Genomic DNA, 26124 nt, shown 5'->3' on the forward strand with positions numbered 1-26124 from the left:
ACTATTTATCTTTTAGATTTTTCTTTAAAAATTTCGTTGCTTTATTAGCTTGATTAGCTAAATCTTGCTGTAATTGAAGTTGTCCACCATTATCTATTAACCTTTTATATTGTTTTTGCAATAGAGGTCCGTACTTCGAATCTGTAGCGACTTTCATCCATGCTTGCCTATCAGTGAATAATACACCAACAGTGTTATCACCGTCAGAAAGATTTATTGTTTGCGTTATTGCTTGAACGTAAGCTGAATAAAGATTTTCAGTTTTTGCCCAAGGACCAAAAGTTTTTATTTCATAATTAAATGTATAATTTGTAAACGATTTAAATGTTTTATCCTCATAGTCAACTACAGAAGTATTACCTAAAAAAGAACTTACAGATAGGTGTACAGTTCTTTGAACTCTTGTTTTTGTGGGTCTAAAATTTACGTCATATGCTATTTTGGATATTTTTAGATCAATCTGATTTCCATTATAATAATCACCAAAACTACCCTCGCCAATCACAGAAGATGCAATTGCTTCTCCGACTAAACCTCTAATTTTATACTCTGGCTCTTTGTTACGGTCATTAGCCCAATTATATAAATTTAGATTACTTGAGTTATTTGAATAATAAAAGACACTATATAAATTTGGAACTGTATTGGCGATAATTTTTGCAGCCCACATGGGAGGATCGCCCGGACCAATTGGGGATCTCCCATCTGGATCTGTATAACGTATAGGATTATCAAAAGTATAGTTATACGGCGACCAGCTTGGCATTTTCTCCGCTAGCGGATCTACACCATACCAAATACTCAGCCTAGGATTATAATATCTTGCCCCATAATAATACAGACCAGTTTCTCTGTCTAATTCCTTCGCATTAAACTTATAAGGATTGTCGTAGGCTCCCGGCAAGTTCTGCTCTGCCATGGTCTCTCCAAAAGGTAAATTTAAGAAAAATTGTGTAGTTTCACCGTTACCATCTGTTACATATGTAGCTGTACCCAGATGATCGCCGTGCAGATAATATAAACCTGCACTTCCACCCGGTGCTTTCTCAAATTCTGTTTCTATTCTTTTGCCCTCCAGCTCTGCCTTTTTCAGATAGATATTAAAATCATCTTCTGCACCGTTACTTTCTGCTTTTTCTTTTGCAGTGCCAGCAGATTGTTTCAAGTTAGGATCTACAACATTTATTCTGCTCGCTACTCTCTGGCTGCCTGCAAAATAATGCTTGCTTATAGTACCGTTACCACTCACCACTTCATAAGGGTTAGGATATACCGTATAATCATACATCTGCAGAGTTCCCGGATCTATTAAAGCTCCGTTCTGATAAAGGCTTGCCTGATTATTCAGCATGTATTTTATGATTCTCTCGCCTCCGTCATCATACACATAATACTGATATAGACCACTGTCATAATTGGAAATTGCTTTTAAGCGATCCTGCTCGTCCCAATACATATTATCTGTATTACCATCTCGCATAGAACCTACCACGTTTCCATTATAATCATACTCAAAACCATTGAAATTTCCGGTAGCCAGATCTAAAATTTCTGAAACTTTGTGTGTTCCACCTATATACTTGTAACTGTTATTATAAGAATTTTCAGCATTACCCTGTTGATCCTGTACATGTTTCTGAGCCTTATTTACGATACCTCCAGATGAATTATATACCAAATCCACATTAAAATAAGAATTTGATACTGCGTATGGAGATGTTTGATAAATAGTAGATGGTTTTCTTTCAACGCCAAATTCTCCGCCTGCCCCAATTAATCTATTGAGCTGATCGTATCGGTATCCGAAATTGTAGTTTCCACCCATTTTATTATTGGATTGGGAAGAAGAATTTGTAATCCCAGAAATATTTCCTACAAAGTCAAATGAGTACTGGTTATTCAGTATATCGTTACCACCAGATTCTTTCAGTAAATGATTGTTAAGCAATCTATTAGTTGGGTTATACGTATACGTTGAACTAGTTCCATTACCATAAACTATATTTATTCTCTGCCCGTAATGATCATATGAAATTTTCTCAATGTAGGTATCAAGACCTGACATGCTTTGAAGATTTCCTCCAAGATCATAAGTATAATCAACCTGTTCGCCGTCATTATATGTGATATTTCGTATTCTATTCCAACTGTCATACTCATAGCTGGTATGGAAATTCATTGATGGAATACTATATCCCTGTACAGCTTTATTCTGACCTACAACTTCCCCCATATTACCATAGCTGTACGTGGTATCACCTGAGCCATCATGTTTCCTAGTTACCTTTGCAGTTTGGTTACCGGCTCCTGAATTTCCATAAGTATAAGCAACATCATTTGGATTTGGAGATCCGTCGGGAAGCTTTGGTAATGTGATACCAACCAGACGGTTTTGATCGTAACGATATTGAATGTAATGCGTCTGTATACTTGGATCATTTTGAAGGTTAGCTGTAGTCAATTCCAATAACTGTCCCGCAGTATTGTACTTATAAGTAGAAATGCCATGATCTGGATGATTAACCATCGTTCTTCTACCTGCTAAATCATACTCGTAAAGTGTTGCAATTCCTTCGGGATCATTAACTTCTACAAGTTCGCCAATTGCATTATATCCGAAGCCTGTTGTTAAACTATTCGAGCCAAGAAAGTTCGTTGTTCTCTTAGTTTTTCCATCTGCATCCACAAGTGATTCAGACTTAAGGATTGTTCCACTGCTATTCTGCTGCTGCTGTAAAGATGTTTTAAAATAACCTTGATAAATTGAAAAGTCGGTTGTAGTATTGTGCCCGTCCTCATCCGTCATTACAATTACCCTGTCTCTATTGTCATAAGCTGCCGTGGTATAAACTCCAGAAGGTGTGTAATTGTAGATAGTATTGATCTGAGGGGAGCTGTTCAAAACATCTTTTGCTTCAAAAGTTGGATGATACTGAACTATTGTTCTACCGTGCACATCATTGATAGCTACACCGGAGACAGACATTTTTTCTTCACCATCTAATTCAATATCTTTTTTTACCTGTACCACTCTACCTAACCCGTCTGCAATGCTTATCGTTTCAATCGGGTTCGTAGGATTTTGCGGATCAAAATTTCTTGTTTTAGCACCGAACAGAAGCCTTAGGTTACCGTTATTATTATGCGGAAAAGGGTACAGATCATATTCGTATTCCACAGTGTATGGCGATACACCGGCTTCTTTAGGTGCTAATATTGATTTTAACCTTCCCTTAGCATCATAACTATACCTCATAATATTATCGGAGGTATCTATTGCTTCAGTAATAGCATCGAATAATGGGTCGTAAGTAGCGGACGACCTCACATCAAAGGAGTCTTGTGTTAGTGTTACATATTTATGTAGCACTGAGTCATATTGATAGGTTACTGTGTAATTATTAGGATAAACGACACTTTCCATATTTCCGTACTGATCATATGTAAAGTTGGTGAATGAATATTCTGAATTATTTAATTTTACACCAACCTGGGTGATCTGCCCAATAGTATTAATCTGAGTTCCTCTGGATCTCAAAACATTTGAAGAGGAGCTGCCCTCATAAACATTTATCGATTTTGGAATGCCCTGAATGTTGGTGGCTACGTTAAGGCTGTGATAACCAATTATAGCATTGTAATTACTCGCTGGACTACTGTGTAAATATTTTGAAATTTGGCCATTAGGATGATATTCATAACTCTTAGTAGTCTGCATCTGACCACCGTTTTCATAAACTACAGAAGTGGTACTTCCAAGAAATACACGAGCCATTTTTCGACCTTCCTTACCTCCGGTATCAAAATCTAATGGTAATGCTATTGATAAGTCTATTTCAGAATTTGACCCATAAAAACCATTTTTGAACTTTCTAAGCACATAAGAATTTTCAGAGCTTGAAAGCAGGCTGCCTGAAGAGCTAAATGACTGCGAACTCTTTAGCATTCCGTTCATCAAATAACCATTATTATAGTAGGTTTGTCTGTTGCTTCTATAAACAGAATTCCCTTCCATTTCGTTTACTGTAACGAATTCAAAACCGAAATTATCTCTTTCCCTTCTGTCATATCTGGAATTTTCATATTTGAATTGAGTAACCATGTCTTTTGCAGGATCAGAAATCAGATAATTTGGAGAATTAACATCGGGATTTATAATTCTCACTTCCTTCATCACCAACTTTGCATGAGGATCGTTGTATGTGGGTTTTGAGAATTCATAATCCATCTCAAAAATACCCATTTGCATCTGTTCTCTTTTCAACTGTCTGGATAGGGTCACTTTTTTCAGCTTGTTGGTTCTTCCAACACTTGAGTAATTTACTTTGAAACCGTTACTGTTAGATACGACCAAATCCGGAAATCCATCTCCGTCCATATCTTTAAAGGCTTTATCTACTTCAGTGATTGCAGCTCCAAAACTTGCATCCGCTGCTACACCAACTTTTACGTAAAAAATAAAAAATACCGGTAGATTTAAATAGAACTGACCATGCAGTGATAAAGCGCCGCTATATCTTTTAGTTTCATTATTAAAATCAATATTTCCGGCAGCTGATTTATATAATCTAACCGGATCAGAAAACTTATTCCCAAGATTATATCTTACTTCAGTGTAATTAGAAGAAATATTCAATACATCATAATTAGAAAAAATATTCAATACATCTATTAAACCATCGCCATTAATATCTTCATAGGTGGCCTTTCCTGTACCTAGCGAAGCTGATGCAGAGATACTGCCCCCAAAACTGAAACCAGACGTAACAGCACCCGAATTATTTACAGCACCGGCAAAACCTCCCGGCGAAAATGCGAGTCCTGCGGAACCAATAGGTCTTGATACATAGGTTTCAAAATTATTAAAGGTTGAAGGTGGCAGCAGCTGATTTCCTAAATTCAAAGAAACATTCATATTTGGTGTTCCACCCCCAGAAATCCTATCTGGCAATCCATCTCCATTTACATCAATCCAAAAAGATTCTCCAGAATCTTTAGAATCGAAGTTAGCTGATAAAGACATTCCGGTAGACCATGTTGGTGAAGTATCTACGGTTGCCCAAAAAATGCTTGTTCCTACGAATATCGGAACGCCTACAGTTTTAAACTTCGTATAATCATAAGAAGCAGATAATCCATTTGAGTAGCTATCTGTATTTGATAAATAGGCATTAACAAATGGTGCCTGCAGAGCGGCAGGAGTACCGGGATTCAAACCACCTAACCCACCGGTACTGTTCGATAACTGCATAGCATCTTTGTATACAATATCGGGATAACCGTCACCATTCATGTCCAGATAATCCTGTAAATCTACGCTCCCGATACCCTCTAATATAGATTTGGAGTTTGCAAGTCCTGCTGAGTTAGAACCACCGATCGAAGCAAAACTTCCGCTGTTTGTAGTCGTTTTGGATCTGCTGTAATGCTTTTTACTGATGGCAAGCATCGTTGTATTTACATTACCCTGTACTGTAGTATTTGTTGCCGAAGGATTCTGTGTAGAGAGGTTGAAAATATCCGTTGTATCCTCATCGTCCTTAAAGGATTCACGCATTGTATATTGCTCAGGTCCCAGTCCTCTCCATTTTTCAACGTTATCTTTTTTATTCGTATCTAACGGAATTACTGGTGTCAAACTTTGCACGGTTCCATTATAATAGGGTGAATTGGAACCAGAATTCGCATTGAAGTAACATGCTGCTATTTCAGCCGGTGTAGGTAAATTATCACATGATGAATTTCCGCTTAGTACTGCCGGAGGCATACTGAAGTCAGCAATATACATAGTATTGATAAGTCGACCGTAAATGTCTGATGGTGTAGAAGTATTAAGAATAACCTGAGAACCGTCAGAACCTTTAATCATTTCCACATCATTATTACCATCATAGAGAAACTGCCCCCAGTTATTAGAAATTAAACTCACTTTGGGATTCAAACCTGCAGAATTTAAACCTGTCGCATTAACGGTAGTTACGACTGCATTCGATGATCCTCCATAAATATTGAAAGCTTTATTTAAAGGGAATTTGGAACGATAGTTACGATAGCAAATAATATTATCTTGATTCGAAACATAAACCTGAACAGTAATTCTTTCTGAAGATGGTATAGGCTGTTGCAGATTACCATTATAAAAAAAGATTGGGGAAATCCCGTTGACTGTTAGCCCGGTCACCATATCAGTTTCAGTGATACTTGGATTTGCACCGGTACTGACAGATACCTTCCTTTTTCCAAGGACGTTTAATCCTTTTTTTATAACATAATAAAAATCTCCTGTAGTTAATCCAGAATAGCTGCTAAAACTTTTATTAATCTGAATCTTGTAATCTTGTAACGTATTAGGTAAATTCCCTCCGAGTGCTACATTATCAATTTTTGGTAAAAATTCAGTCAAATAATAGGATGGATACTCCGCAATTCCTTTTAAATTATAAGTTGCCGCTGCATTGTTTGCCGTTGCTGAAGCATTATAGGTTACATCTATGTTATTCCAATTATGATTTTTAAAAGACAGGTATGAGTCCGCGTCAACAACAAATCTAATATTTATGGTGTCGCTTGAACTTATATTAAGATTTAAATTTACTGGATCAGTCGGGAAAGGAATATCATTTTGATCATACTCCCTAGAATATATTTCTGTTTGTGATAGGTTTACTTCATCATCTTTGATTATTTTGAATGTGATTTTATCAGAAGATTTCGGAAAGGTAAACGAGGGAATAGAGATGTTCACGGTTCCAGGAGAATTAAATTGTAATGCTTTCCTGGTATTATTAAGGAGGAAGTTTTCAGAATAACTGCCGTTATTTAAGAAAAAGCCGTCTTGCTGTAAATTTACATCATTTGGATCAGAAACATTCACATAGCTGATACTTGGGTTGGAAATAACCTTAAAGTTATTATTATTATTCTTATGTAATCTTACAAAAACTTTATCCCCTGCACTAACATAAAGAGCCGCTGAACTATTAATCATTAAAAGATTATTTGGTTCCTGAGGGGAATAAGAAGTATATGAGTTGTAATTTAAAAGATTAACATTTACCGAAGCCATTCCATTAGTTAACTTTTTAAGGAAAATTCGTCCATTTTTATTACCCTGTGAATTGGGGTTTTTAATTTCTACAGAATATATTGCTTCGGCATTCGCAACATTCTCAATACTTACAATATCTGAAAATTTTATATTTCCGTCCTTTGGTGCAATCCAGAATTTTACTACATCGTTGACTGATGGTGGCGGTCCGTTTCCTGTATCAACGGGTGGTTCAGTATGCTCTGCAAGTGCGTCGGCAATAATTACCATATTCTCCGTATTGTCACTAAACGGAGTCATCTCTGCTCCATTGGCTGCACTACGTTTATTAAACCATACTTTACCATCCTGTACCACGTCCATTAGACCATCAAAATTTGCATCAGTCAGGAAAGTAGAGGTCTCACTTTTTGAAGTCGACCAAGCAAAGGCACGATTGAAACCTAAGTTTATGTTGATACCAAATCCAAAAATTTTCCATTTCACTCTAACTCTCGCCCCAAAATCATAACCCTTGATATCTGTTTTTGTTTTAGTATGAGAATATTCGCTATTGAGATTTAAAATGTTTCGGACAGCAGAAAAAGTCAAAGCACCATTCGCGTCCAGAACACCGGAGCTGATACGTAAACCACCAGAACTTCCCGGAACTCTATATATTAAATCCTGTACACCATCACCGTCAAAATCAATAAGCTGTTGTGCATTTATGGATGTTCCACCTCCGACACCATACATACCGGAAAATTGAATATGTCCATAACCATCTTGAGAAGGTTTCAAGAAGTTTACACCTGCGGTAAGACGTCCGCTTACACCCCAATCTGTCGAAAATGCTGAATTAATTCTGGACGGCTGAAGTGAATTCGGTAAAATTGGAAATGCATTCAACTGCTGCGGAACAGAAACATCTTTATCAGGAGAAAAATTTATCGTCTGTCCACTCTGAGGATCCTTTAAATCGTTAAAATATTCTAAATCATAGTAATTTGAAACAGCATTATCCTTATCTAATTCAGTAATATTTTTTAACAGAGTTTTAAAAAATTCTCCTTGGATGTAAGAAAAATTATATTTTCTAATAATTTGACTATTATATTTTACATAAATAGAGTTCAATTTATATGGCTCAACTCTTTTTAAGCCCTGCTTACCGTTAATACTGATATCATTTCGAGTTATCGAAGTTTCTTTTTCAAAATCAACAGTGTACGTTCCATCCGAACCGTTGAACCCTGTATATACGATTTGCTTTATATGGAAGTATTTTCCTCCATTCAAATTAGAATTTACGCCTGAAGCGGAAATAGAAACGTTTTCATATATGTATTTAATATTATTTTTATGAACATCTTCAACCTTCCAAAGTGCCCATTGTACTATCTTACCATTTATATTATCATTTTGTCTGATGACGCTATTTTCTTCAACACCAGATTCTGAACCGCCATAATAAGACTTTGAACCGTTTGTTGAGGTTACAATCCATCGGTAATCACTTGTGCTTGTACCGAATCTTTCAATTTTAGTAAAATCATGATTTCTTCTTAGAAAAAATGTTTTTTTGTTATTGGTCATAAGAGCGCTTCGCTCCTGCTTAGCTGTGGTAAAAATGGAAGAGTTCGGATCAATATCGTTATGTCGGTGAGGAAGATAATTACCGTCATAAACAAGCATTTCGCCGTCAAATGAATAGAGTTCCGTTTCGTATGTCGGATCAAACTTAGGAGTTCCCCATCTGGTATCAATAGTGATAGCAGATAAACCGCTAATATCCCAACCTTCTCCCATCCATCCGTTTCCTGCACCGCTACTGTAAGATACGGAGAGACTTGGTTGAACACCGTTTCTACCTGAAGGAACAACAATTGGATAACTAACGTTTGCATCACCTTTCTGACTTACAGATGGTGGTGACATGAAATGCATTCCTGATGTTGGATCACCGGCTTTCAAACCGCTGATACTTGTTGGCGCAAAGGAGTTAACCTGGGGAGATTCTGGTACTGAAATTACACCATTAATATAATCGCCATCTCCATAACTTTCAAATTTGATCGTTTTTGTTGTTTCGTCGACTTTGGATGACGTTTCAACCATCCACTTTTTTGATTGATAATCAAAGTAAAAAACCTTAATTTCTTTGGCTGAAAAGTTTCCTAAAAGTTTTGAATCGTAGGGTATACTGATTAATATTTTTTTTGATATTTTTCCTGACGCTATTTTAAAACGATATGCACGACCATCTAAAGTAACATTTCTTATCCCTTGATTAGTGGTGGGAAAATCCTTTCCTCTCAATTTTAAAGCTCCTATCGAAAAATTTGCTTCTCCAACATTTTGTTTTGTCACTTCAATCTGTGCACCTTCGTAATTATAGCTATGTTCCTTTTCTTTTAATATTTCAAAAACCTGCAAATTCAGCTGCTCATCTTTGACAGCCTTAGCTTCAACCGGTCTTCCAGAAATCGGATAATTAATTATAGAGCCCGAAAAAGATATTGGAACGAAACCTTTATTCAGCGTTTCTGAATTTAGTGAAATTGTCTTTTCAAATTCCCCTGAAAAGGTATTTACCTTCTGACCATCAATAAGAATATGAGACAAACCATTGCCTTGATTTTTTACAAATCCTTTTAAGTAAAGAGAATTTCCGTTAATGGATGAAGTGATGTTATCTAAATCATCGCATTGATTGACATGATCAAAAACAATTTTAACATTTTTTATTTTATAGATAATTCCCTTTGCCGGAGCGGTAAATAGAATCTTATTTTTTCCTTCTTGTAATAGAGACAGATTGATAGATTCTCTTTGATGCGTCCATTTATAACTTACTGTTATATGCTGTCCACCGATTGACGGATTTTGATTAATAGATCTTGAAACAGACTGATGACCGGCGAGTCCGTATAAATCATATTCAAGATACGCTGAGGTTATTGTTTGTTTTTGTTTAGGAATGTCAATACTAAAAAAATTATCTGAAATTTTATCCTCTTCACCTTCAGATTGCACTCCGATCTGACCTTGCTTTTCTAAAGCATCAAAACTGGATTTAGCCGCATACTTCTTATCTCTTCCGTTAAGGAGAACCTCATTGGGTAATGAAGTAAAACTTTGCAATGAATCAGTAAATGCAGTAGAGACTGACGAAGAAATTCCGTTCTTCAGTGTGGAGTCTGTTAATGAATTTTTAAGAAATGATTTCGAATTCAGATCCTCAAAAAGATGAGGTTTTAAACGACTCTCTTTCGTATCTGCCTGAACAGCATCTTTTTCAGAAAAATGCCGCAGCTTAAAAATTCTGACTTGACGAATCTGATCTTTTGAAAGACTTGCAGAAATAAATATAAAAGTGAAGAATAGAAATGGTAGTATAAAACCTTTCTTACGAGATAAAAGATTATTTTTTTTCATACGAAATTTCTGATGTTTTTAATTTACAATAAGTTTGAAAGTCTTTATTACTTTTCCGTTTTGAACCAAAGTGATCAGGTACGTGCTCTGGATAGTGAGCGATGAACTGTATGATTTTGAATAATGATGAATCTTCTCAAGTTTAACCAAACGGCCGCCACCATCGTAAATTGATACGGAAAGATTTTCCATTTCCGGGAATTTAATAGAGAAATTCTGTCCGCTCGTTACAGGGTTGGGATACAAAACAATGTCATTAAGATTTAAAGAGAGTTCTTCATCAGTTATTCCGGATGAAGCGGTATTGTTATCAGATGTAGATCTAATATCTTTCAAAGGACTAACCCCAAAAGTAAACTGAGAAAGCAGTTCTTTATCGCTCTGAAAATTGACTTTATTAAAATCTATATAACTATCATTCTCTATTCCTTGAAGCTTGACTGTTTCACCATCTTTGGTTTTCAGAAACATCCAGTAAACCTGAGGTAATGATTCAGGATTGATTATCTTCTTTTCAATTCTTACTTTGTAATCCGTCTTAGGAATCGTGGTTCCGACAAAATTAATCTCCCAGTTTCTTTCAAGAATCCTGAAATTACCGTCATTCCTGAACGTGAAATCTTTATTGTCATCAGACCACATTACAAAATTCCTGTCATCAAAAACACTGGTGTTTTCAACATTCATTTTCTTTATATCAGACTTTCCAACTGTCAAAAATTGATTTTCAGCATTTACAGATTGCTTCTGATAAAGCTCATTCCCATCATCTCTACCTAAGCCCGTCGGACGATGTTGGAAATTCTTGTGTTTCGACGGATCCCATATTAGAGTTCCGTCACTAGATATATACTTCCCTTTTTCCAATGAAATTCCATATTTAATAGACAGATAAGAGTGGATTTTGTCAAGGTCTATTTTTTTTATTTTTTTTGAAAAAAATATCAGTTCATAAAGATTTTTATCTTCAAAATTTATTTTACTGCTATCGGATTTCAAATTGGGTTTTTCCGCATTGGCAACATAAGAGAAAATACTTGGCTTCTTTTTTATTTTCACACCACCATCACTATTTCCCATCAACTTATTTAATTCCTTTAAGCCCTTTGGTTGCTTATCTTCCTTTTGCTCTTTTCCAAAAAAATTATTAAAGAGAGAGTTTCTGTTTTCATTCTCCCAAATCTTTTCATCTTCTTTAGAGGTATGTACAATACTTAAGCTGTGACTTTTTGTCTTGCTATGTTTGATGTATTTTTTTGCGATTTTGTCCTTTATACCCACATTAAAATTCAGTAAACCCTCATCGCTCACCAAAGATGCTTCGCGAATAGTCAGGTCTGACTTTTTCCAGATTTGTACATCACTGCTTTTTAACTGACCGGAAAAAGTACCGGAAAAAAAGATGACAGTGAAAAAAAATAAATTTTTATGCATATTCTCAGATTTACCTATTTCTATTAATTTATAACGATTATAACTTGGCTTTAAAATCAATCATAAGAGACTTGTATCTAAATAACCATTACAAATTGTTTTATATTGTAACCCTAACGGGTGTATTATAAAATATATGTCGGCTAAATTAACTTAATTTATAATACAGTCTGAAAAAAAAACATAATTTTTTAGCAAGTTCACAATTATAGAATTCTCGTTTTATCACTGTTATTTGAAGAATAAAGTAGAGTTATTTGTTTTATTAAATCTTAAAATAATGAATTAATATTCCTTATTTCTTTATAGTACTATGCTCTGGTGATATGGCAGAATGAAGAATTTTTATACGTGCGGAATAATTCACTCTATAAATGGACTGAATTTTGCATTTATTACACCCCCTTTTTTTTAAAATACAATGCACGATTCTATGAGGCCGCATTCAAAATGTTGTATTAATATCCTTTTTATTTTTTAAAAAAAGATTATTGGGTATGTCAATCTTTTCGAAATGGTATAAATTACCATTGTGCGCATGTAAGTCTTTACAAGTATATAGTTACTAAATATTTTTGAGCAAGTAGTGATTATTTGATCGCGTATTATAAGATAACCGAATAACTTTTAAGATAGCAGTTATCTTGTTGATCAAATGCACTGAACAAATACGATATAAATCTCTAAGTACATTATATATAAGCTACAACTCGGAAAATATTTAACACAACGGGTTTAAAAGATGAAAAAAGGCAGTAAGTCAACGTTAGACTTATTACTTTAATTAATTCAAGGCAACACAATTTACACGCGTATTGTAAACCGAATGCTTAGATTACTGTAATTTTGTATGAGAGTGCTAAACTGTAATGCAGGCAAATAGAAAGAGGTTACAAAAAAAAAGGTTTATTGAAACAAATCAATAAACCTTTTAAATGAGTAATTACTTACTATAATCCATGATCAGCCATTTGTTGACAGCCTTGTATCTGACCTTGAAAAATCACAGCAGCAACTTCAGTCGCTGAATAGAAACCAGAATCAAAATTTGACCAGTAAGTCGCTGTCATATGCCCAACTTGGCCGTTACAGACAATGTCAAACTCGATAGTTTTATATCTTTTAATAGCATTTTCATCATTACTACTAGATTCAACAGCATCTACAATGCTAACTTCCGTAGCAACACTAGAACTGAAAGATAATTTTTTCTCAATTGTTGCAATTGTATTGCTTGCAAAGGTGAATGTTCCAAAAAGAACAGAACCTAAAAAAAATATTTTTTTCATGTTTAAAAATTTTATTAAAAATAGTAACTATTGAATGAATAATAAAATAATATTTCAATTTATTTTGATTAATCAAGAAATACATTATTCTCAATTTTTTTCATACTGGTCGCATTGTCTAGCAAAACCCCATCTTTTCTAAATGTGACATTGCTGTTCATATTTTGAATATTGGGGTTATCATTGTAATCTTTTCTTTGCTTTAAAAAGATGCTTTTGGTTTTTAACTCTATACTACCATCATTAAAGAATGGTTCGATACTTTCTGCAGTTTCTTTTAAGTTGGTCGCTTCGATCGAAATAGTATTATTTTTATTATAAACCTTAATGATTAATCCTGGTAATCCCTTGAATCTGAACGGGCCTTCTGAGTATGGGTACTCCATAGTGTACCAAGCAAAAAAAGTATCACCGGTATCAGTCAAGGTTTTTGCTAAACGACAATCTATTCCGTTTATTTTTGTTTTCTCATCTAATAATGCCCACAATAACTTAGGCTCTTCAAATGAGTAAAAGTATCTTCCTACTGGCAAAGTTGCGGTTATAACCTCGCCGCTTTTGTATACACTACCTCTTGATTTTGGTAAAGAAGGCAGCACACCCAATGAAATATTTCCATTTTTTGAAGAAGAGACCCCATTTTTTAATTGAGTAAAATAATCTCTCGCTTCTTTACTGAAGTAAACAGATGAATTGTCGTTAAACAGAAGGATTAGATTATCAACAGTAATAGATCTCTCTAAATTGAGGCTGTCAGGAAAAAACTTCATTCGATAAGACACTTCCATAAATGATTTATTGCTTTGGGCAGATAATTGACCTGATAAAAGTGCTGTAAGAAGAAAATAAATTGTGACGATAGATTTCATCTGAAACATTTTTACGAAAGTATAATTTTTTTTACTATTCTCACCATGAAGATTTATTTTTGTGCAAAACATCGAGTTATTGAGAGTGTTGCCGTTCGTAGTAAGATTGAAATCTTTTAATATTTAGTAGGTCCAGAAGGCAAGTCCTCTTAATTCTTTGCTAATATTTTAGTAGATAGATGTATTAAAAGAATGGTTTGGAAGATAATAGATAAAGTAATATTAGCATGATTATACAGTTTAAACTACATGAATTAGTTGGCCGAAACATACTAATTACTGAACTAAAAATCAATGGTCTAAAATTTTCGGTTATTCCTAATATCTGACATTTTGGTAAGATTGTGTTATCGCTGTTTGAAATAGACTATTGTCTACCTGATATGATTTTAGTTATTAAATACCTTTCTTACGTATATAATAGTTGACGATGAAATCCTTATACAATAAAGTAAATTTGTATTCAATAAGATATTGTTGCGTGACTCCGACAACACCGTTACAGGATCTTTAAAATATGCAAAATATGTTACAGGTCCGTCCGGGTCCCGTAACGTATCGCGGAAATCAAATGTCATTGCTGAGCCGCAGACGATTACAAATTTCATTATTGCAATTACATCGTATAATCTGATCTTTTCTTTTATTCCATATTCATCTTTCACCTGAATAATAAAGGAAGCTCTCGACAATTATACCACTATAGTTTATCTCGCAATATTTTCTTTATTAATCCATAAAACAACTTTCCCATCTCTCAAAAAATAATCAAACCACTCGACCATTTTCACCGTAAGATCGTTCCGCTGCTCCTTTCCCTGAAGTGAATGAAGTTCATCCTTGTAAAACAAAGCAATCACCGGTTTTCTATATTTCCGCAGGGCATTGTAAAATGACCGGGTTTGTTCAGGATTCACATTCTTATCCGCAGTTCCCGTCCACAAAAGCATTGGACTTGAAAATTCTAGTTCCTTTTCAGCATTATAATTCGGGTTTAACAAAAACTTTGAATAAGCATAATTATCCTAAATTTTATTTCCTAAGTCAACACTATCTTTAACCAGTTTATTCCTGGCAGCTTCAGCGAAAATTTCAACAGCCTCATGATAATTTTTAAGTTTTAAGTTAGCGATACCTATATTATTTTGTAAAACCAGTTTGGAATGCTCATCATCGCTAAATGGAATAGCTTTATTATAGAAATAAATAGCTTCTTTATAATTTTTTAATTCCTCATGATTTCTTGCAAATTGATTGTATATAGAAGAGAAATTTCTGTCATTTTTATCTAAAAGCTTTGCCGCTTTGGTGGCATTATCGTTGCTGCCCAAATAATCTCCCTTCTCATTTTGTATTATGGAGGAATAAATTAATGATGTTCCTGCGTCTTTGTTTTGTTTATTACTTAGATACTGCTGATAAGACTTATAGAATTTAACAAAAGCACTGTCAAAATTCTTTTGGTAATAGAAATCTATACCTTAGTTATAGAGTCTGTCAGCGGTTAGGTTATCTATTTTCTTTTCACAAGTAATAAGAATCAGAATGAGAAATAACAAAAAAAGGGAATGATTTTTCATTCCCCTAAATTAAAAATTTAATGCTATTTTTTTGGAGGTATCGGATGTGTTTCGCCACCGGTATCTCCTCCCGTATCTCCGCCGGTTCCAGTTCCCGGATCTGTACCGCCACCAGGATTTGTTGTCTGCAGGGTTACCTGTCCGTCAGGGTTGCATGATGTATCTGAATTGTGATTTCCAAATGCTAAACCAAGTAGCACTAAAATAAATTGTAACATTTTTTCAAAAAATTTAATTGTTAAAGCATTCGTGTTCTTCTCTGCGAAACAGATCGCAGGCAGCTTGACACGGTTAAAAAAATTGAAGCGCTTCTTAAATTTTTTGGGAAGTAATACCTTCAAAAACGGAAGAGAAACATCTGCTTCCCAACCCGGAGTTTTCTTCCGTTTTATCAGGTGATTTAGAAATCTTTGGATTTGTAATTGTTTTTTCCTCGCTGATTTCTTTTACAAATATCTAATAGAATAAACCGAATCTACAGACAGTGGATTGACAGCAAACAATTGCGTAATCGTCTGATTTTTACGGAAAACCGTAACGCTGATATGAAATTGATGTCTATCTTAGACAGCAGAAAATCAATCAACCAGTCGGAATGATCAGTAAGAAGAAACTCTTAGTGGAAACAGTGTTTGAAACTGCCGGAAAGAAGCTTCCAAAGGCAAGTGTAAATTCTATTTCAATTTATTTAAGTGTAAAATTTGAAGAGACATACGGCCATCAAAGAGATGCTAGAGCATTCAGCAGATACTATAAATTTTTGGTCAATGACGGAGTAGATTATAATATTGATGATGTGACCTTGTTGTATTTGAGTAAATACATTGGCTATAAAGATTTTGAAGATTTCTGCAGTAAGGTACATGTAGACGGTGGCGACGGATCAACGATTCTCAAGCTTGCATTTGGAGACTCGTTGTCCGAGAAAATTCAGCAGGTTTTTATAACCGTTAACCCTGTTTTTAAAATGCCTGATTTTGTAAAGAAAAACGGCATGGGAATAATGGAAATGACTTTGTTAGTATGCCTGGTTACCGGCGGCGTTTTGAAGTCAGGGGATCGCAGCCAGACGCCGGATAGAGAAGGAATAATTGGTGGTCATGCAACCTCAAAAGACAAGATATACATGTACTGGAACGGTGCAGAATATATTGCCACAGACAGCAGTTACATTCGCCCGGAAGTAAAAGTAATAGCCTTAAAAAAAGAAGAGCTATTGCATTTCAAAAAGATAAAAATACCGGATACCATTACGGAAAGATCTTTACACAAAATATGGTATTCTAAAAAGAACAATAAAGTGGAGTTTTTCACCGCAGACGGCAATAATCCTGAAAACGGAAAAAGCCTCAATCCGTTGACAGAACATATATTGTATAAATACAGGGATTGAGATTAGTTGACATCATAACGTGTGTTACTTTGAATAGTCTATAGAAAGAATTCAGCACATTTTAAGAGTGATATAAAACTGTGCAAAAAAAATCTATCTTTTCTGTTCCTTTGCCTTTATTAAAAATCATGACCTTCATTACTTTCCATAAAACGCAGCCTTACATCTGCTGTAATCCTTGTCGCACCCAGATCAGTCTCTGCGGGAATCAGTGAGACATTGGTATTCCTTACAAACGATCCGGCACATTCAACTATTATACCTTCTCCCCATTCAATCCTATTTTCTCCAGCATGTCAGTATCGATCTGATCAACAGGAATACGATATTGCCCTTCAAATTCTGAATAAATACTGCATTTTTAAAATTGTCACTGAAAAATTTTCTTTATTTATAGCAGGAATAGCTATAGAAGCGTTTTACCGTTTGTTATTAAAAAAACAAAAAGCGATTCCAAATATGAAATCGCTTTAAAAAAAAATTGCGCAATATTCTTACTGCACGGTTAAAGGCAGTGTAATGGTCGTCGGAAGACCTATTGTAGCCCGTGTCGTCTCGGTAGTCTGAACTTTCCATCCGAAGTTTGAAGTTGCAGATGCTGTACAGGTACCGGATGTATTGTAAATGTTTGTTGTTCCTATTATAGCAGTATTTTGTGCATAGCCGTTGGCATTAATGTTATCAAGCTGAAAAAATTTCCCGGTTGTACCTTCATAATACAGATATTTTCCATTTCTGTTTTGTGTAGTTGTACTTCCCGAGTTGATATACTTTACGGGACCGCTGCAGGATCCGTCACCATAATAGGTTTGAGCACCGGGAATGGTCCCGTCAACATTAACAGTCAGATAAAATCCATTAATTGTTTTTATAGAATAATTGCTGAGTCCGCCACTTTGTACATATCCGATAAGTTGATTGTTGGCATCTACCAGTCTTCCCAATCCGACATTTGTAGCAGAACCCGACGCAGGTGTTGACCAGGTGCCGTCACCACGAAGATACGTCGTACTTGAAGGAGTGCCGCTTGCAGAGATTTTACCGATGGTAACAGCACCATTCAGTATCTTAACAGAACTGACTGCATCATCTGAAAGTTTTGAAGTGGTGACCGTTCCGTTTGCAACCTTACTGGTAGTAACAGAGTTTATTACTAAATCTGAATTCTGAATACTGTTGGTTAAGGCCAGTTTGGTATATTCAATAGCAGCAGAAGGAATTATTTTAGCGTTCGTAACAGATGCATCTGCGATTTTTGCAGTCGTAACAGCATTATTGGCAATTGTAGTTACAGCGGTACTGCTGATAACGACGTCTCCTGATGCAGTTTGTGGAGGCAACGGAGAGAAGGGTGCCGTTGAACTCGTCAGATAAATTTGTGCGCCCGCAGTTCCGTTAGCAATTCCCTGACCGGCTGCACCTGTCGGTCCCTGAATGCCCTGAGGACCTTGGATTCCCTGAATACCTTGAGCACCCTGTACGCCGTTACAAACATAATTGGTTGCGCTAACTTCTGATGCATCAAGAGTTCCGTTACTGTTAGTATCCAATCCACTTTCTACTTTCAGTCCGCCGGATGCACAGTTGGCACCGGCTGGCTCGGCCGTAGTTTTTACCAATGCGCTGGAAGAGGCACCCCCCACAGAAGATCTTGAAGCCTTTCCTATCGTACCGTCTGCTTTCATTACCAAAACCTGATCGAAGGTTGAAGAACTGCTGCCGTTTCCGAGGGAACGCACCCGCAATGTACCGTTTACATCTAATGTTTCAGTGGGCTGTTGGGTATTGATTCCCACCTGTGCGCTTGCAAAATATCCACACAGTGCGAATGCAAGGAATAGATTTTTTTTCATATCAAGTAAATTTTATAGTTTCTCATATGGCACAAATATATCTATTTAGACAGTACAATCTACTTTTTAATCACATATTTCAGAATATAAATTGAGAGCCTGATAAATCAACCGTTTACTTGATGATCTGCAAAAAAATATTAAAAATTATGTCATTTTGGACGGAGCAGCAGGAGGTACTCAGGCAAAAGTTGTAATGCCATTTTTATCAAGGTTCGTAAATGTAATATGGGGTTTAAATACGTCTTCAGACAGCGAAATCAACATCAGAATGGCTGATATATTCAGATTGTTTGTGTAAACTCATTGATTGTCCGTTCACAAAGTCTTGACCTACTAAAGATGCGGCTCCAACTTTTGACGTATTGAAATCCGGTTATGTTTTGGAAAAATTATACTGATCAAATGAGGGGAGTCAGCCATTTGATGGGGACTAAAATATCTTGGAGAACACTTTGAAAATCTTTGCTCACATAAATCGTAAGATGAATATCAAATGATCATTTAAAACTCGTGTTATACTAAAAAATCTCACGGGATGTAATGTTTGCCGTCCCATAGATGTCTTACATTTACATCATATCAATTCGAAATAGTACCATACGGTAAAATCAGGTCACTTAAAAAAACGATCTATGAAAAAATTAATACTAACTTTCTTACTAACCTTTTCATTCACACAAAGTTTCGCACAGAAATTTGAAGTAAGTTATTCGCCGTCTGCATATAATGACACCTTTGCGGGCAATGTAATTGTCTACCTGTCAAAAGATAATCAGGAGCCAAAAAACGGCGCGGTAGGCGTTGACCTGTTTCCCTGTTTTAGAAAATCAGTTAAAAATCTAAAACCCGGGGATTCTTTTGTAATCGGCGATGATGCAGTGTCTTACCCTAAAGTTATTTCAGACATTGAGCGCGGAGAATATTTTGTACAGATTGTCTGGGACAGAAATTTGGGCGGAAGACAGATTTCAGAAAGCACAGGGAATCTATTCAGCAAAAGCCAAAAGATCGTACTGACGAAAAACTACGCTGAAATCTTTAAAATAAATGCCACCGAGATTATTCCGGAAAAAACTTTTACCAGTACTCAATATGTGAAAGAACTGAAAGTACCCTCTGCTTTATTGAGCAATTTTCAGAAAACATCAATGACAGTCAATGCCGCGGTGGTCTTACCGGTAGAATATTATACTGAACCCACCAGAAAATTTCCCGTTCTGTTTACCATTTTCGGTTATGGAGCAGATTATCATTATTTCTCCGGCAATAATGTGCCAACCACTTCTCTCGAAAATATTCCTGTGATAAAAGTTTTTCTGGATGGCAATTGCAGATCAGGACATTCTGTGTACGCCAACAGCGATAATAACGGACCTTGGGGCGATGCTCTGGTTAAAGAATTTATTCCCGCTTTGGAAAAGATGTATCGTTGCAATGGCGCTAGATTACTTACCGGTCATAGCAGTGGCGGTTGGTCAACCTTATGGCTTCAGACACATTACCCTAAGATATTTTCTGCCTGTTTCTCCAGTTCTCCGGATCCTGTCAATTTTCAAAACTTTCAAAAAATAAATTTATACAGTGATGCAAATATGTTTTATCAGGATGACCTTACGCCGCGGTTATTATCTTCAGTTGCAGGAAATATTCCATGGATGAAAATGAAAGATATTGTTCAACTCGAAAATGTACTTTACCGTGGCGAGCAGCTCAATTCTTTTAATGCCGTTTTCAGTAAAAAAGGGAAGGATGGTTTACCTGAAAAACTCTGTGATCCAATTACCGGAAATATTGATCAGTCTGTATTTGAAAACTGGAAAAAATATGATATTGCTGCCTATTTAAAAGACAACTGGACCACTTTAAGCAGGGATCTGGAAGGGAAAGTTAGGATTGCGGTAGGTGATCAGGACAATTTCTTCCTGGATCAATCGGTCCGTGCTTTAGAAATGGATATGAAAAAACTGAATTCAGATTTTAAATTTGCGTACTACCCGGGAGATCATTTTACGGCATCTACGCCGCAGTACAGAAAAGACGGGAATATATTTTTAAAGGAACAGTATCTCGAATGGCTTAAAAATAACCCACAAAAGTGAGCGAATTTAAAATATCGCCCCATATTCCCTTCATGTTCAAAAATTCTTGTAACAACATTCGTGTGGCACCTACTAATTGCAAAAACTAAAATGACCAGATTTTTTTTATTGCTGATTTTCACTTTCGCTTGTATACAGAGTTTCGCTCAAAATCAGAAATTCGTGGATGGAGTCGTCAGAAAAAATCTCAAAAAATTTCCCGATGTCGGCCTGGTAATTGGAGTTTATCAAAACGGAAAAACCAGTTATTTCTCTTACGGAACACTGACCGCAAACGGAAAAACCAAAACCGACAGCACCACGGTTTTCGAAATAGGATCGGCTACAAAGACGTTTACCGCACTTTTGCTTGCAGAGGAAATCGAAAAAGGAAAAATAAAACCTTTTGATTTCATCGACAGTTATCTTCCGGACGATCTTCGTTTGTCCTGTCAGATGAAAACTAAAGTGCTGATGACCGATCTCGCGACACATCAGTCCGGATTGCCAAACCTGAGCAACGATCAGTATTTTGAAGATTTAATGGCGAAAGATCCAAACAATCCTTTCCGTTTTGTTGATGAAAAATATCTTTACGATGTTCTGAGAAATACCGATTCCCTGAAAGATTACCGGCAGTATCAGTATAACAATTTCGCCTTTTCGCTTTTAGGAAGTCTTCTGGCGCGACAGTCAAAAATATCTTATGAAGAAATGGTCTCAAAAAATATTTTGGAACCTTTAAAAATGACGTCCACTACGTTTTCTGTTTCCAAAGATAAAAATACGGCCGGACTGTACAGTCAGCGCGGCGAAATGCAGAAACCGATGATTCTCAATTCGGCTAATCCTGCCGGAGGATTGCACTCCAATGCCGTGGATTTAATTAAGTATCTGAAAGCGTTTCTCACTCATCAGGATTTTAAAGGAGCCGTAAAACGGATCGAACATACCTATTATGAAGATTCAAAGCGCAAACTGGGCTTAGGCTGGGAAATGGGCGATGGTTTTCTCGAAAAAGACGGCGACACTTTTGGCAACTCGAGTCTGATGCGGTATTCAAAAAAGAACAAGGTCGCAATCGTCGTACTGTCCAATCATCAGAACGGTCAGCTCGTGCGCGATTTGATGAACGAAGTATACGCCGAAAGCATCCGCAAAAAATAATCAGATCTTCTGTATCAGTCTGTGTATATTTGATAAAATCAGGAATCAATTTCGGACGAAGATAAAATCTATCCCCCGTCTGTTTATGCTGACAATGTTATCACTTTAAAAGCGCAGGGAAAAATCAATCCCACCGAAAACTTCAGCGTTTCCGGAGCCGTAAAAAACAAAGCCATATTCAGCATTAATGATCTGGATAAATTTCCGGAAACGCCGGTGAAAGATCTCATCCTTTACAATCACGCCGGTGAGATTAAAGACACGCTCAAAGGAATGAAAGGTGTTTGCTGAAAAATGTTTTGTCATCCGTGAAATATGCTTATGATAAATCGCGCGAAATCCAGTCAGTCTTTCAATCAAACCGTATCTTCGCTACTCAAAACAGTTTTGCCACTAAAAACCCTATGGACAGGGCAATAACCATAGCTATTATCAATTTTGCATAGCCTATTTTTCGCTCTTCCAATTCAGCCTGTAAGCGCATATTCTCCTCTTTCACAGAATTCAGACTCGACTGCAAAGGCGCCATATTTTCTCTGACTGCAGACTGGATATTCTTTTCGTGGAGCATTGAAATCTCCTTCCGGTAATTCTCCATTTCAGTCTGCCTTTGCTTTTGCTGCTCCTGAAAATTTTTACTCATTTCTTCCATCTGTTTGGCTGAATTCTGCTGCAGTTTCTGAAATTCCTCGCTCCGGTTTTTCAGCTGATCGGCAAAATTCTTCTGATGGTTCTCCGTCTGTTCTTTATAGATTTTCTGCGCCTCCGAAAACTCCTCATTTTTCTTTTTCAGCTGTTTCTCCAGGGTACCCACCTGCTCTGAAAACTGCCTGGTCACATCTTTCTTAACCTCGTCAATCAGCATCGCCCTGGAATTGGACTTTTCATGGATCAGCTTTTCAGCAATGGCGTGAAGTCCCGCACCATAATCATGTGGCAGATGGAAACGCTTATCCGCCAGGCGGTCCAAAAGCGTCTCGTCTACCGTATGTCCGATCGCCGTAACCGTTACAGCCGTCATTCCAATAAACAGTTCAGATAAGCGCACATCATTGAACGTTTCCATACTCTGCCGGTCCCCTCCACCCCTTACCAGAGCGATCACATCATATTCCATCGCAGTTAGCTCCCTGAGTTTTTGCATAATGGAAGTAGACGAAGTAATGGAACACGGGTGATTATCGATATCAAAATAAACAGACGAGATATCCAGGCCTTCAGAAAAATCATTCTGCACAATGGCATTGTTTCCATAGATGTTGGCCACCTTTATTTTTTCATCCTGCAGCATCTTTCCGCGAATAAGCGTCTCCAGATCCTTAGACCCGGTCGCCAGCTTTTTCTGAATCAGTTCATACCGCTGAAGTTCCTCTTCAGAAATGGATTTTTCTTCCTGCTGGATAATATCATCGACGACAAAGCGCAGTTCGATGGAAGAATTTTTAATGCTTTTTTCAATAAAACCTTTCAGGGTATAGATCTCATTAGAGGTTATTTTGCTTCTCAGCAGTGCAGAAATCCGAACGCCTATCACCGAGCTGTCACCTTCCGAGTACAACTGATCATAATAGTAATTACCGTAGGCCTTACCCCCACCAAACAGATACCGTCCTTTTAAGAAGATAAGGTTGACCGTCGCACTGAGTTTGAGTGCATTGCTGAAAATCCCCAACACGGATGCGGGCGTGTAAACCGGATAACTCAGTTCCTGATCCTCCATAATGTCATTCTGCTTTTTAAAGTCATCTGTACAAAGATATTGCTAATTGCGGAAAAAACTGAAACCGGAATACCCCGGATTTCAAGCCGTAAATGACCAAAACCTGCACCAGCACGGGCAAATAAAACTTTTTTATCATTTCTTTAAATAACATGCGGTTGAATTAAAAATTAGTGTAGATTTGTAAGGTTCCCTTAACCCTTAAAACACACATTTACATAAACATACATTCCCGTAACTATTCCCTGTCTTTGGATCATCACCTGGTGAATTTGATTCTGCTGAGCTGATCGGTGGGCTATATTTCGTATAAAACAGGATGCAGATCAGGATATGCTGCTTGAATGATCATCATTAAACCTTTAATTTAAAAACTATACCTATGGAAGGAACAATTGGAGAGATCGTACTCTTCGCAGCCCACTTCGAACCCCTTGACTGGGCGTTTTGCGACGGAAGATTATTAAGCATTAACCAGTACACGGCACTGTATGCAATACTGGGAAACACGTACGGTGGCAACGGTTCGACCACTTTTGCCCTTCCCAATCTGATGGGAAGATCAGCAGTATCAGCCGGAAAAGGAAGCGGGGTATCACCCTACGCCTTGGGACAGACAGCAGGCTCAAGTACGGCGGCGATTACCGTGGCCAACATGCCTGCGCATACGCATATTCCGACAGGAACTTTTAATGTCCCTGCCTATTCGGAACAGGGCGATTCGGGAACACCTGCAGGAAATGTATTTGCAGCCAAACCCGGCATGTACAGCAACCAAGCCAGTGACACCACCACGATGCCTGTGGTCATAAACATTGAGGTACAGTCGACGGGGAACAATCAGCCGATCAGTGTTGTTCAGCCATCTATCGGAATGAATTACATCATCTGTCTGACCGGTTATTTTCCTCCCAGAAACTAAAAACATCATTCAAAAAAATTAAGATCACATGGAAGCATATTTAGGAGAAATCCGCATCTTCGCCGGCAGTTTTGCACCTCAAAACTGGGCATTCTGCGACGGGACATTATATAAAATTCAGGAAAACGAAGCGTTATACAGCATTATCGGAACCTTCTATGGTGGGGACGGAATGTCAACTTTTGCCGTACCCGACCTTTTGGGAAGAATTGCTGTGGGCACAGGCACAGGCGTAGGAACCTCTACCATTACTCTGGGACAGAAAGGAGGTTCGGAAACCGTTCAGCTGACAGAAGCGCAGATGCCCCAGCATACTCATGCTGCATCAGCTACCGTATCATTTCCGGTATATTCGGAAGGTGGTGATACCGGATCACCGGAAGGCCGGGTACCCGGAGGACTCCCGGGAGCTTATTCCACACAGCAGCCAGACACACAACTGGCACCTGCCACAAATGGAGGAAAACTTTCCCCTACAGGCGGCGGTAACCCAATCGGAATTATTCAGCCGGTTTTAGCGACCAATTATATCATCTGTATGAATGGATTGTATCCTGACAGACCTTAAATTTTAAATAAAAAATAAAAATACCATGGACGGAAATATGTCAGAAATCCGCATGTTTGCTGGAGATTTCGCACCGAAAAACTGGGCCTTTTGCTTAGGCCAGACTTTACAGATCAACACGAACCAGGCATTGTTTTCACTTTTGGGAACTACGTACGGTGGTGATGGCATCACCACATTTAAGCTGCCTAATTTTGCAGGCCGTACCCCGATGGGTTCTGGAAATGCCCAGGGCTATCCACTGGGTGAAATGACGGGAACAGAAAACATTACCTGTACTGTTGACAACCTTCCGGCGCATTCGCACACGTCAGTGAACGAAAAAGTAGCCCTTAAAACCTATTCTGAAGGTGGCGGAAGCGCATCACCAACCGGAGGCACCCTGGCCGCAATGCCGGGATTGTATTCCAGCAAAACCCCGGACGCCGCAATGAAACCGGTGCAGGGATCATACAGTCTGACATCTGCAGGCAGCAGCATGCCGGTCAGCATCCGGCAGCCTTATCTCGGGATGAATTACATCATCTGTACATTAGGATTATTCCCTTCGAGAACGTAAGCAACAGATAAAAATGTAATTGGGCTGGAACTTCAAATAGAAGTCACAGCCCTTTTTGTACGATACATTTCAATTAAAAAAAATAAAGAATGAAAAAATTCTACAGTTTAGCCAGACGGCTCACCGGTCAGATGGCAGTCGCTTCGGCACTGCTCTTTACGGGAGCGGCAGCATCCGCACAGACCTCGCTCGCAGCAGGCGATCTGATCTTCACCTCTTAT

The 26124-nt window shown here is 37.3% G+C and carries 16 protein-coding genes; 6 read left to right on the forward strand and 10 right to left on the reverse strand.

All coding sequences use genetic code 11. The annotated features are described in order from the left end of the window. Nucleotide 1: 1 nt before the first annotated feature. The 7 genes from ASG01_RS15530 to ASG01_RS15920 form a co-directional block, all read right to left on the reverse strand. Nucleotides 2–10468: a SpvB/TcaC N-terminal domain-containing protein gene (locus ASG01_RS15530; RefSeq protein WP_055865823.1), complete on the reverse strand. Its 10467-nt coding sequence runs from the start codon at nucleotides 10466–10468 to the stop codon at nucleotides 2–4. Between the two features lie 18 nt (nucleotides 10469–10486). Then, the gene (locus tag ASG01_RS15535; protein ID WP_055865826.1) at nucleotides 10487–11902 is read right to left on the reverse strand and encodes a T9SS type A sorting domain-containing protein; all 1416 of its coding nucleotides are present in this window, start codon (nucleotides 11900–11902) and stop codon (nucleotides 10487–10489) included. A gap of 950 nt (nucleotides 11903–12852) precedes the next feature. Then, on the reverse strand, nucleotides 12853–13191 hold the full coding sequence (locus tag ASG01_RS15540) for a hypothetical protein (RefSeq protein WP_055865829.1): 339 nt from the start codon (nucleotides 13189–13191) through the stop codon (nucleotides 12853–12855). 68 nt (nucleotides 13192–13259) lie between these two features. Beyond that, complete coding sequence (locus ASG01_RS15545) at nucleotides 13260–14060, reverse strand: GLPGLI family protein (protein WP_157844215.1); 801 nt, start codon at nucleotides 14058–14060, stop codon at nucleotides 13260–13262. Nucleotides 14061–14767: 707 nt separating this feature from the next. Further along, nucleotides 14768–15061 (reverse strand): alpha/beta hydrolase family protein, encoded by a 294-nt coding sequence (locus tag ASG01_RS15555; protein ID WP_262483869.1) that lies wholly within the window; start codon nucleotides 15059–15061, stop codon nucleotides 14768–14770. 24 nt (nucleotides 15062–15085) lie between these two features. After that, a complete protein-coding gene (locus ASG01_RS15560) occupies nucleotides 15086–15391 on the reverse strand; it encodes a tetratricopeptide repeat protein (protein ID WP_055865840.1) in 306 nt (101 codons plus the stop codon). Between the two features lie 272 nt (nucleotides 15392–15663). Then, nucleotides 15664–15858 (reverse strand): hypothetical protein, encoded by a 195-nt coding sequence (locus ASG01_RS15920; RefSeq protein ID WP_131725397.1) that lies wholly within the window; start codon nucleotides 15856–15858, stop codon nucleotides 15664–15666. 410 nt (nucleotides 15859–16268) lie between these two features. Here ASG01_RS15920 and ASG01_RS15570 point away from each other — a divergent pair, with 410 nt between their 5' ends. After that, nucleotides 16269–17033: a hypothetical protein gene (locus tag ASG01_RS15570; protein ID WP_131725398.1), complete on the forward strand. Its 765-nt coding sequence runs from the start codon at nucleotides 16269–16271 to the stop codon at nucleotides 17031–17033. A 494-nt stretch (nucleotides 17034–17527) separates the two neighbouring features. Here the strand turns inward: ASG01_RS15570 and ASG01_RS15580 are convergent, their stop codons facing one another. Next, nucleotides 17528–18886: a collagen-like protein gene (locus ASG01_RS15580; protein ID WP_055865852.1), complete on the reverse strand. Its 1359-nt coding sequence runs from the start codon at nucleotides 18884–18886 to the stop codon at nucleotides 17528–17530. A gap of 635 nt (nucleotides 18887–19521) precedes the next feature. Here ASG01_RS15580 and ASG01_RS15585 point away from each other — a divergent pair. Together ASG01_RS15585 and ASG01_RS15590 are read left to right on the forward strand one after the other, a co-directional pair. Continuing rightward, nucleotides 19522–20988, forward strand: a complete 1467-nt coding sequence (locus ASG01_RS15585; RefSeq protein ID WP_055865856.1) for an alpha/beta hydrolase-fold protein — start codon at nucleotides 19522–19524, stop codon at nucleotides 20986–20988. A gap of 90 nt (nucleotides 20989–21078) precedes the next feature. After that, nucleotides 21079–22134: a serine hydrolase domain-containing protein gene (locus tag ASG01_RS15590; protein ID WP_055865859.1), complete on the forward strand. Its 1056-nt coding sequence runs from the start codon at nucleotides 21079–21081 to the stop codon at nucleotides 22132–22134. A gap of 105 nt (nucleotides 22135–22239) precedes the next feature. Here the strand turns inward: ASG01_RS15590 and ASG01_RS15595 are convergent, their stop codons facing one another. Both ASG01_RS15595 and ASG01_RS15600 read right to left on the reverse strand, forming a co-directional pair. Continuing rightward, nucleotides 22240–22440 carry a hypothetical protein gene (locus ASG01_RS15595; protein ID WP_131725399.1) on the reverse strand — a complete coding sequence of 67 codons (201 nt, stop codon included), beginning with the start codon at nucleotides 22438–22440 and terminating at the stop codon, nucleotides 22240–22242. A 70-nt stretch (nucleotides 22441–22510) separates the two neighbouring features. Beyond that, entirely contained in the window at nucleotides 22511–23854 is a 1344-nt protein-coding gene (locus tag ASG01_RS15600) for an exodeoxyribonuclease VII large subunit (protein ID WP_055865864.1), read from the reverse strand. A gap of 382 nt (nucleotides 23855–24236) precedes the next feature. Between ASG01_RS15600 and ASG01_RS15605 the strand changes: the two genes are divergently transcribed. The 3 genes from ASG01_RS15605 to ASG01_RS15615 are packed head-to-tail and all read left to right on the forward strand — an operon-like array spanning nucleotide 24237 to nucleotide 25903. Continuing rightward, nucleotides 24237–24776, forward strand: coding sequence for a phage tail protein (locus tag ASG01_RS15605; RefSeq protein ID WP_055865867.1), 540 nt, complete (start codon nucleotides 24237–24239; stop codon nucleotides 24774–24776). A 28-nt stretch (nucleotides 24777–24804) separates the two neighbouring features. After that, the gene (locus ASG01_RS15610; RefSeq protein WP_055865872.1) at nucleotides 24805–25344 is read left to right on the forward strand and encodes a phage tail protein; all 540 of its coding nucleotides are present in this window, start codon (nucleotides 24805–24807) and stop codon (nucleotides 25342–25344) included. A 25-nt stretch (nucleotides 25345–25369) separates the two neighbouring features. Further along, nucleotides 25370–25903 (forward strand): phage tail protein, encoded by a 534-nt coding sequence (locus ASG01_RS15615; protein ID WP_055865876.1) that lies wholly within the window; start codon nucleotides 25370–25372, stop codon nucleotides 25901–25903. The last annotated feature ends 221 nt before the right edge of the window (nucleotides 25904–26124 follow it).

It is taken from the genome of Chryseobacterium sp. Leaf180, assembly GCF_001424585.1.
Classification (GTDB): domain Bacteria; phylum Bacteroidota; class Bacteroidia; order Flavobacteriales; family Weeksellaceae; genus Chryseobacterium.

Excerpts from the sequence above, each read along its gene's own strand:
- ASG01_RS15595 (WP_131725399.1), bottom strand. The coding sequence starts at position 22,440 with ATGACAAAACATTTTTCAGCAAACACCTTTCATTCCTTTGAGCGTGTC.
- ASG01_RS15605 (WP_055865867.1), top strand. The coding sequence starts at position 24,237 with ATGGAAGGAACAATTGGAGAGATCGTACTCTTCGCAGCCCACTTCGAA.
- ASG01_RS15545 (WP_157844215.1), bottom strand. The coding sequence starts at position 14,060 with ATGAAATCTATCGTCACAATTTATTTTCTTCTTACAGCACTTTTATCA.
- ASG01_RS15535 (WP_055865826.1), bottom strand. The coding sequence starts at position 11,902 with ATGCATAAAAATTTATTTTTTTTCACTGTCATCTTTTTTTCCGGTACT.
- ASG01_RS15580 (WP_055865852.1), bottom strand. The coding sequence starts at position 18,886 with ATGAAAAAAAATCTATTCCTTGCATTCGCACTGTGTGGATATTTTGCA.
- ASG01_RS15590 (WP_055865859.1), top strand. The coding sequence starts at position 21,079 with ATGACCAGATTTTTTTTATTGCTGATTTTCACTTTCGCTTGTATACAG.
- ASG01_RS15530 (WP_055865823.1), bottom strand. The coding sequence starts at position 10,468 with ATGAAAAAAAATAATCTTTTATCTCGTAAGAAAGGTTTTATACTACCA.
- ASG01_RS15585 (WP_055865856.1), top strand. The coding sequence starts at position 19,522 with ATGAAAAAATTAATACTAACTTTCTTACTAACCTTTTCATTCACACAA.
- ASG01_RS15920 (WP_131725397.1), bottom strand. The coding sequence starts at position 15,858 with ATGTTACAATTTATTTTAGTGCTACTTGGTTTAGCATTTGGAAATCAC.
- ASG01_RS15540 (WP_055865829.1), bottom strand. The coding sequence starts at position 13,191 with ATGAAAAAAATATTTTTTTTAGGTTCTGTTCTTTTTGGAACATTCACC.
- ASG01_RS15600 (WP_055865864.1), bottom strand. The coding sequence starts at position 23,854 with ATGGAGGATCAGGAACTGAGTTATCCGGTTTACACGCCCGCATCCGTG.
- ASG01_RS15610 (WP_055865872.1), top strand. The coding sequence starts at position 24,805 with ATGGAAGCATATTTAGGAGAAATCCGCATCTTCGCCGGCAGTTTTGCA.
- ASG01_RS15615 (WP_055865876.1), top strand. The coding sequence starts at position 25,370 with ATGGACGGAAATATGTCAGAAATCCGCATGTTTGCTGGAGATTTCGCA.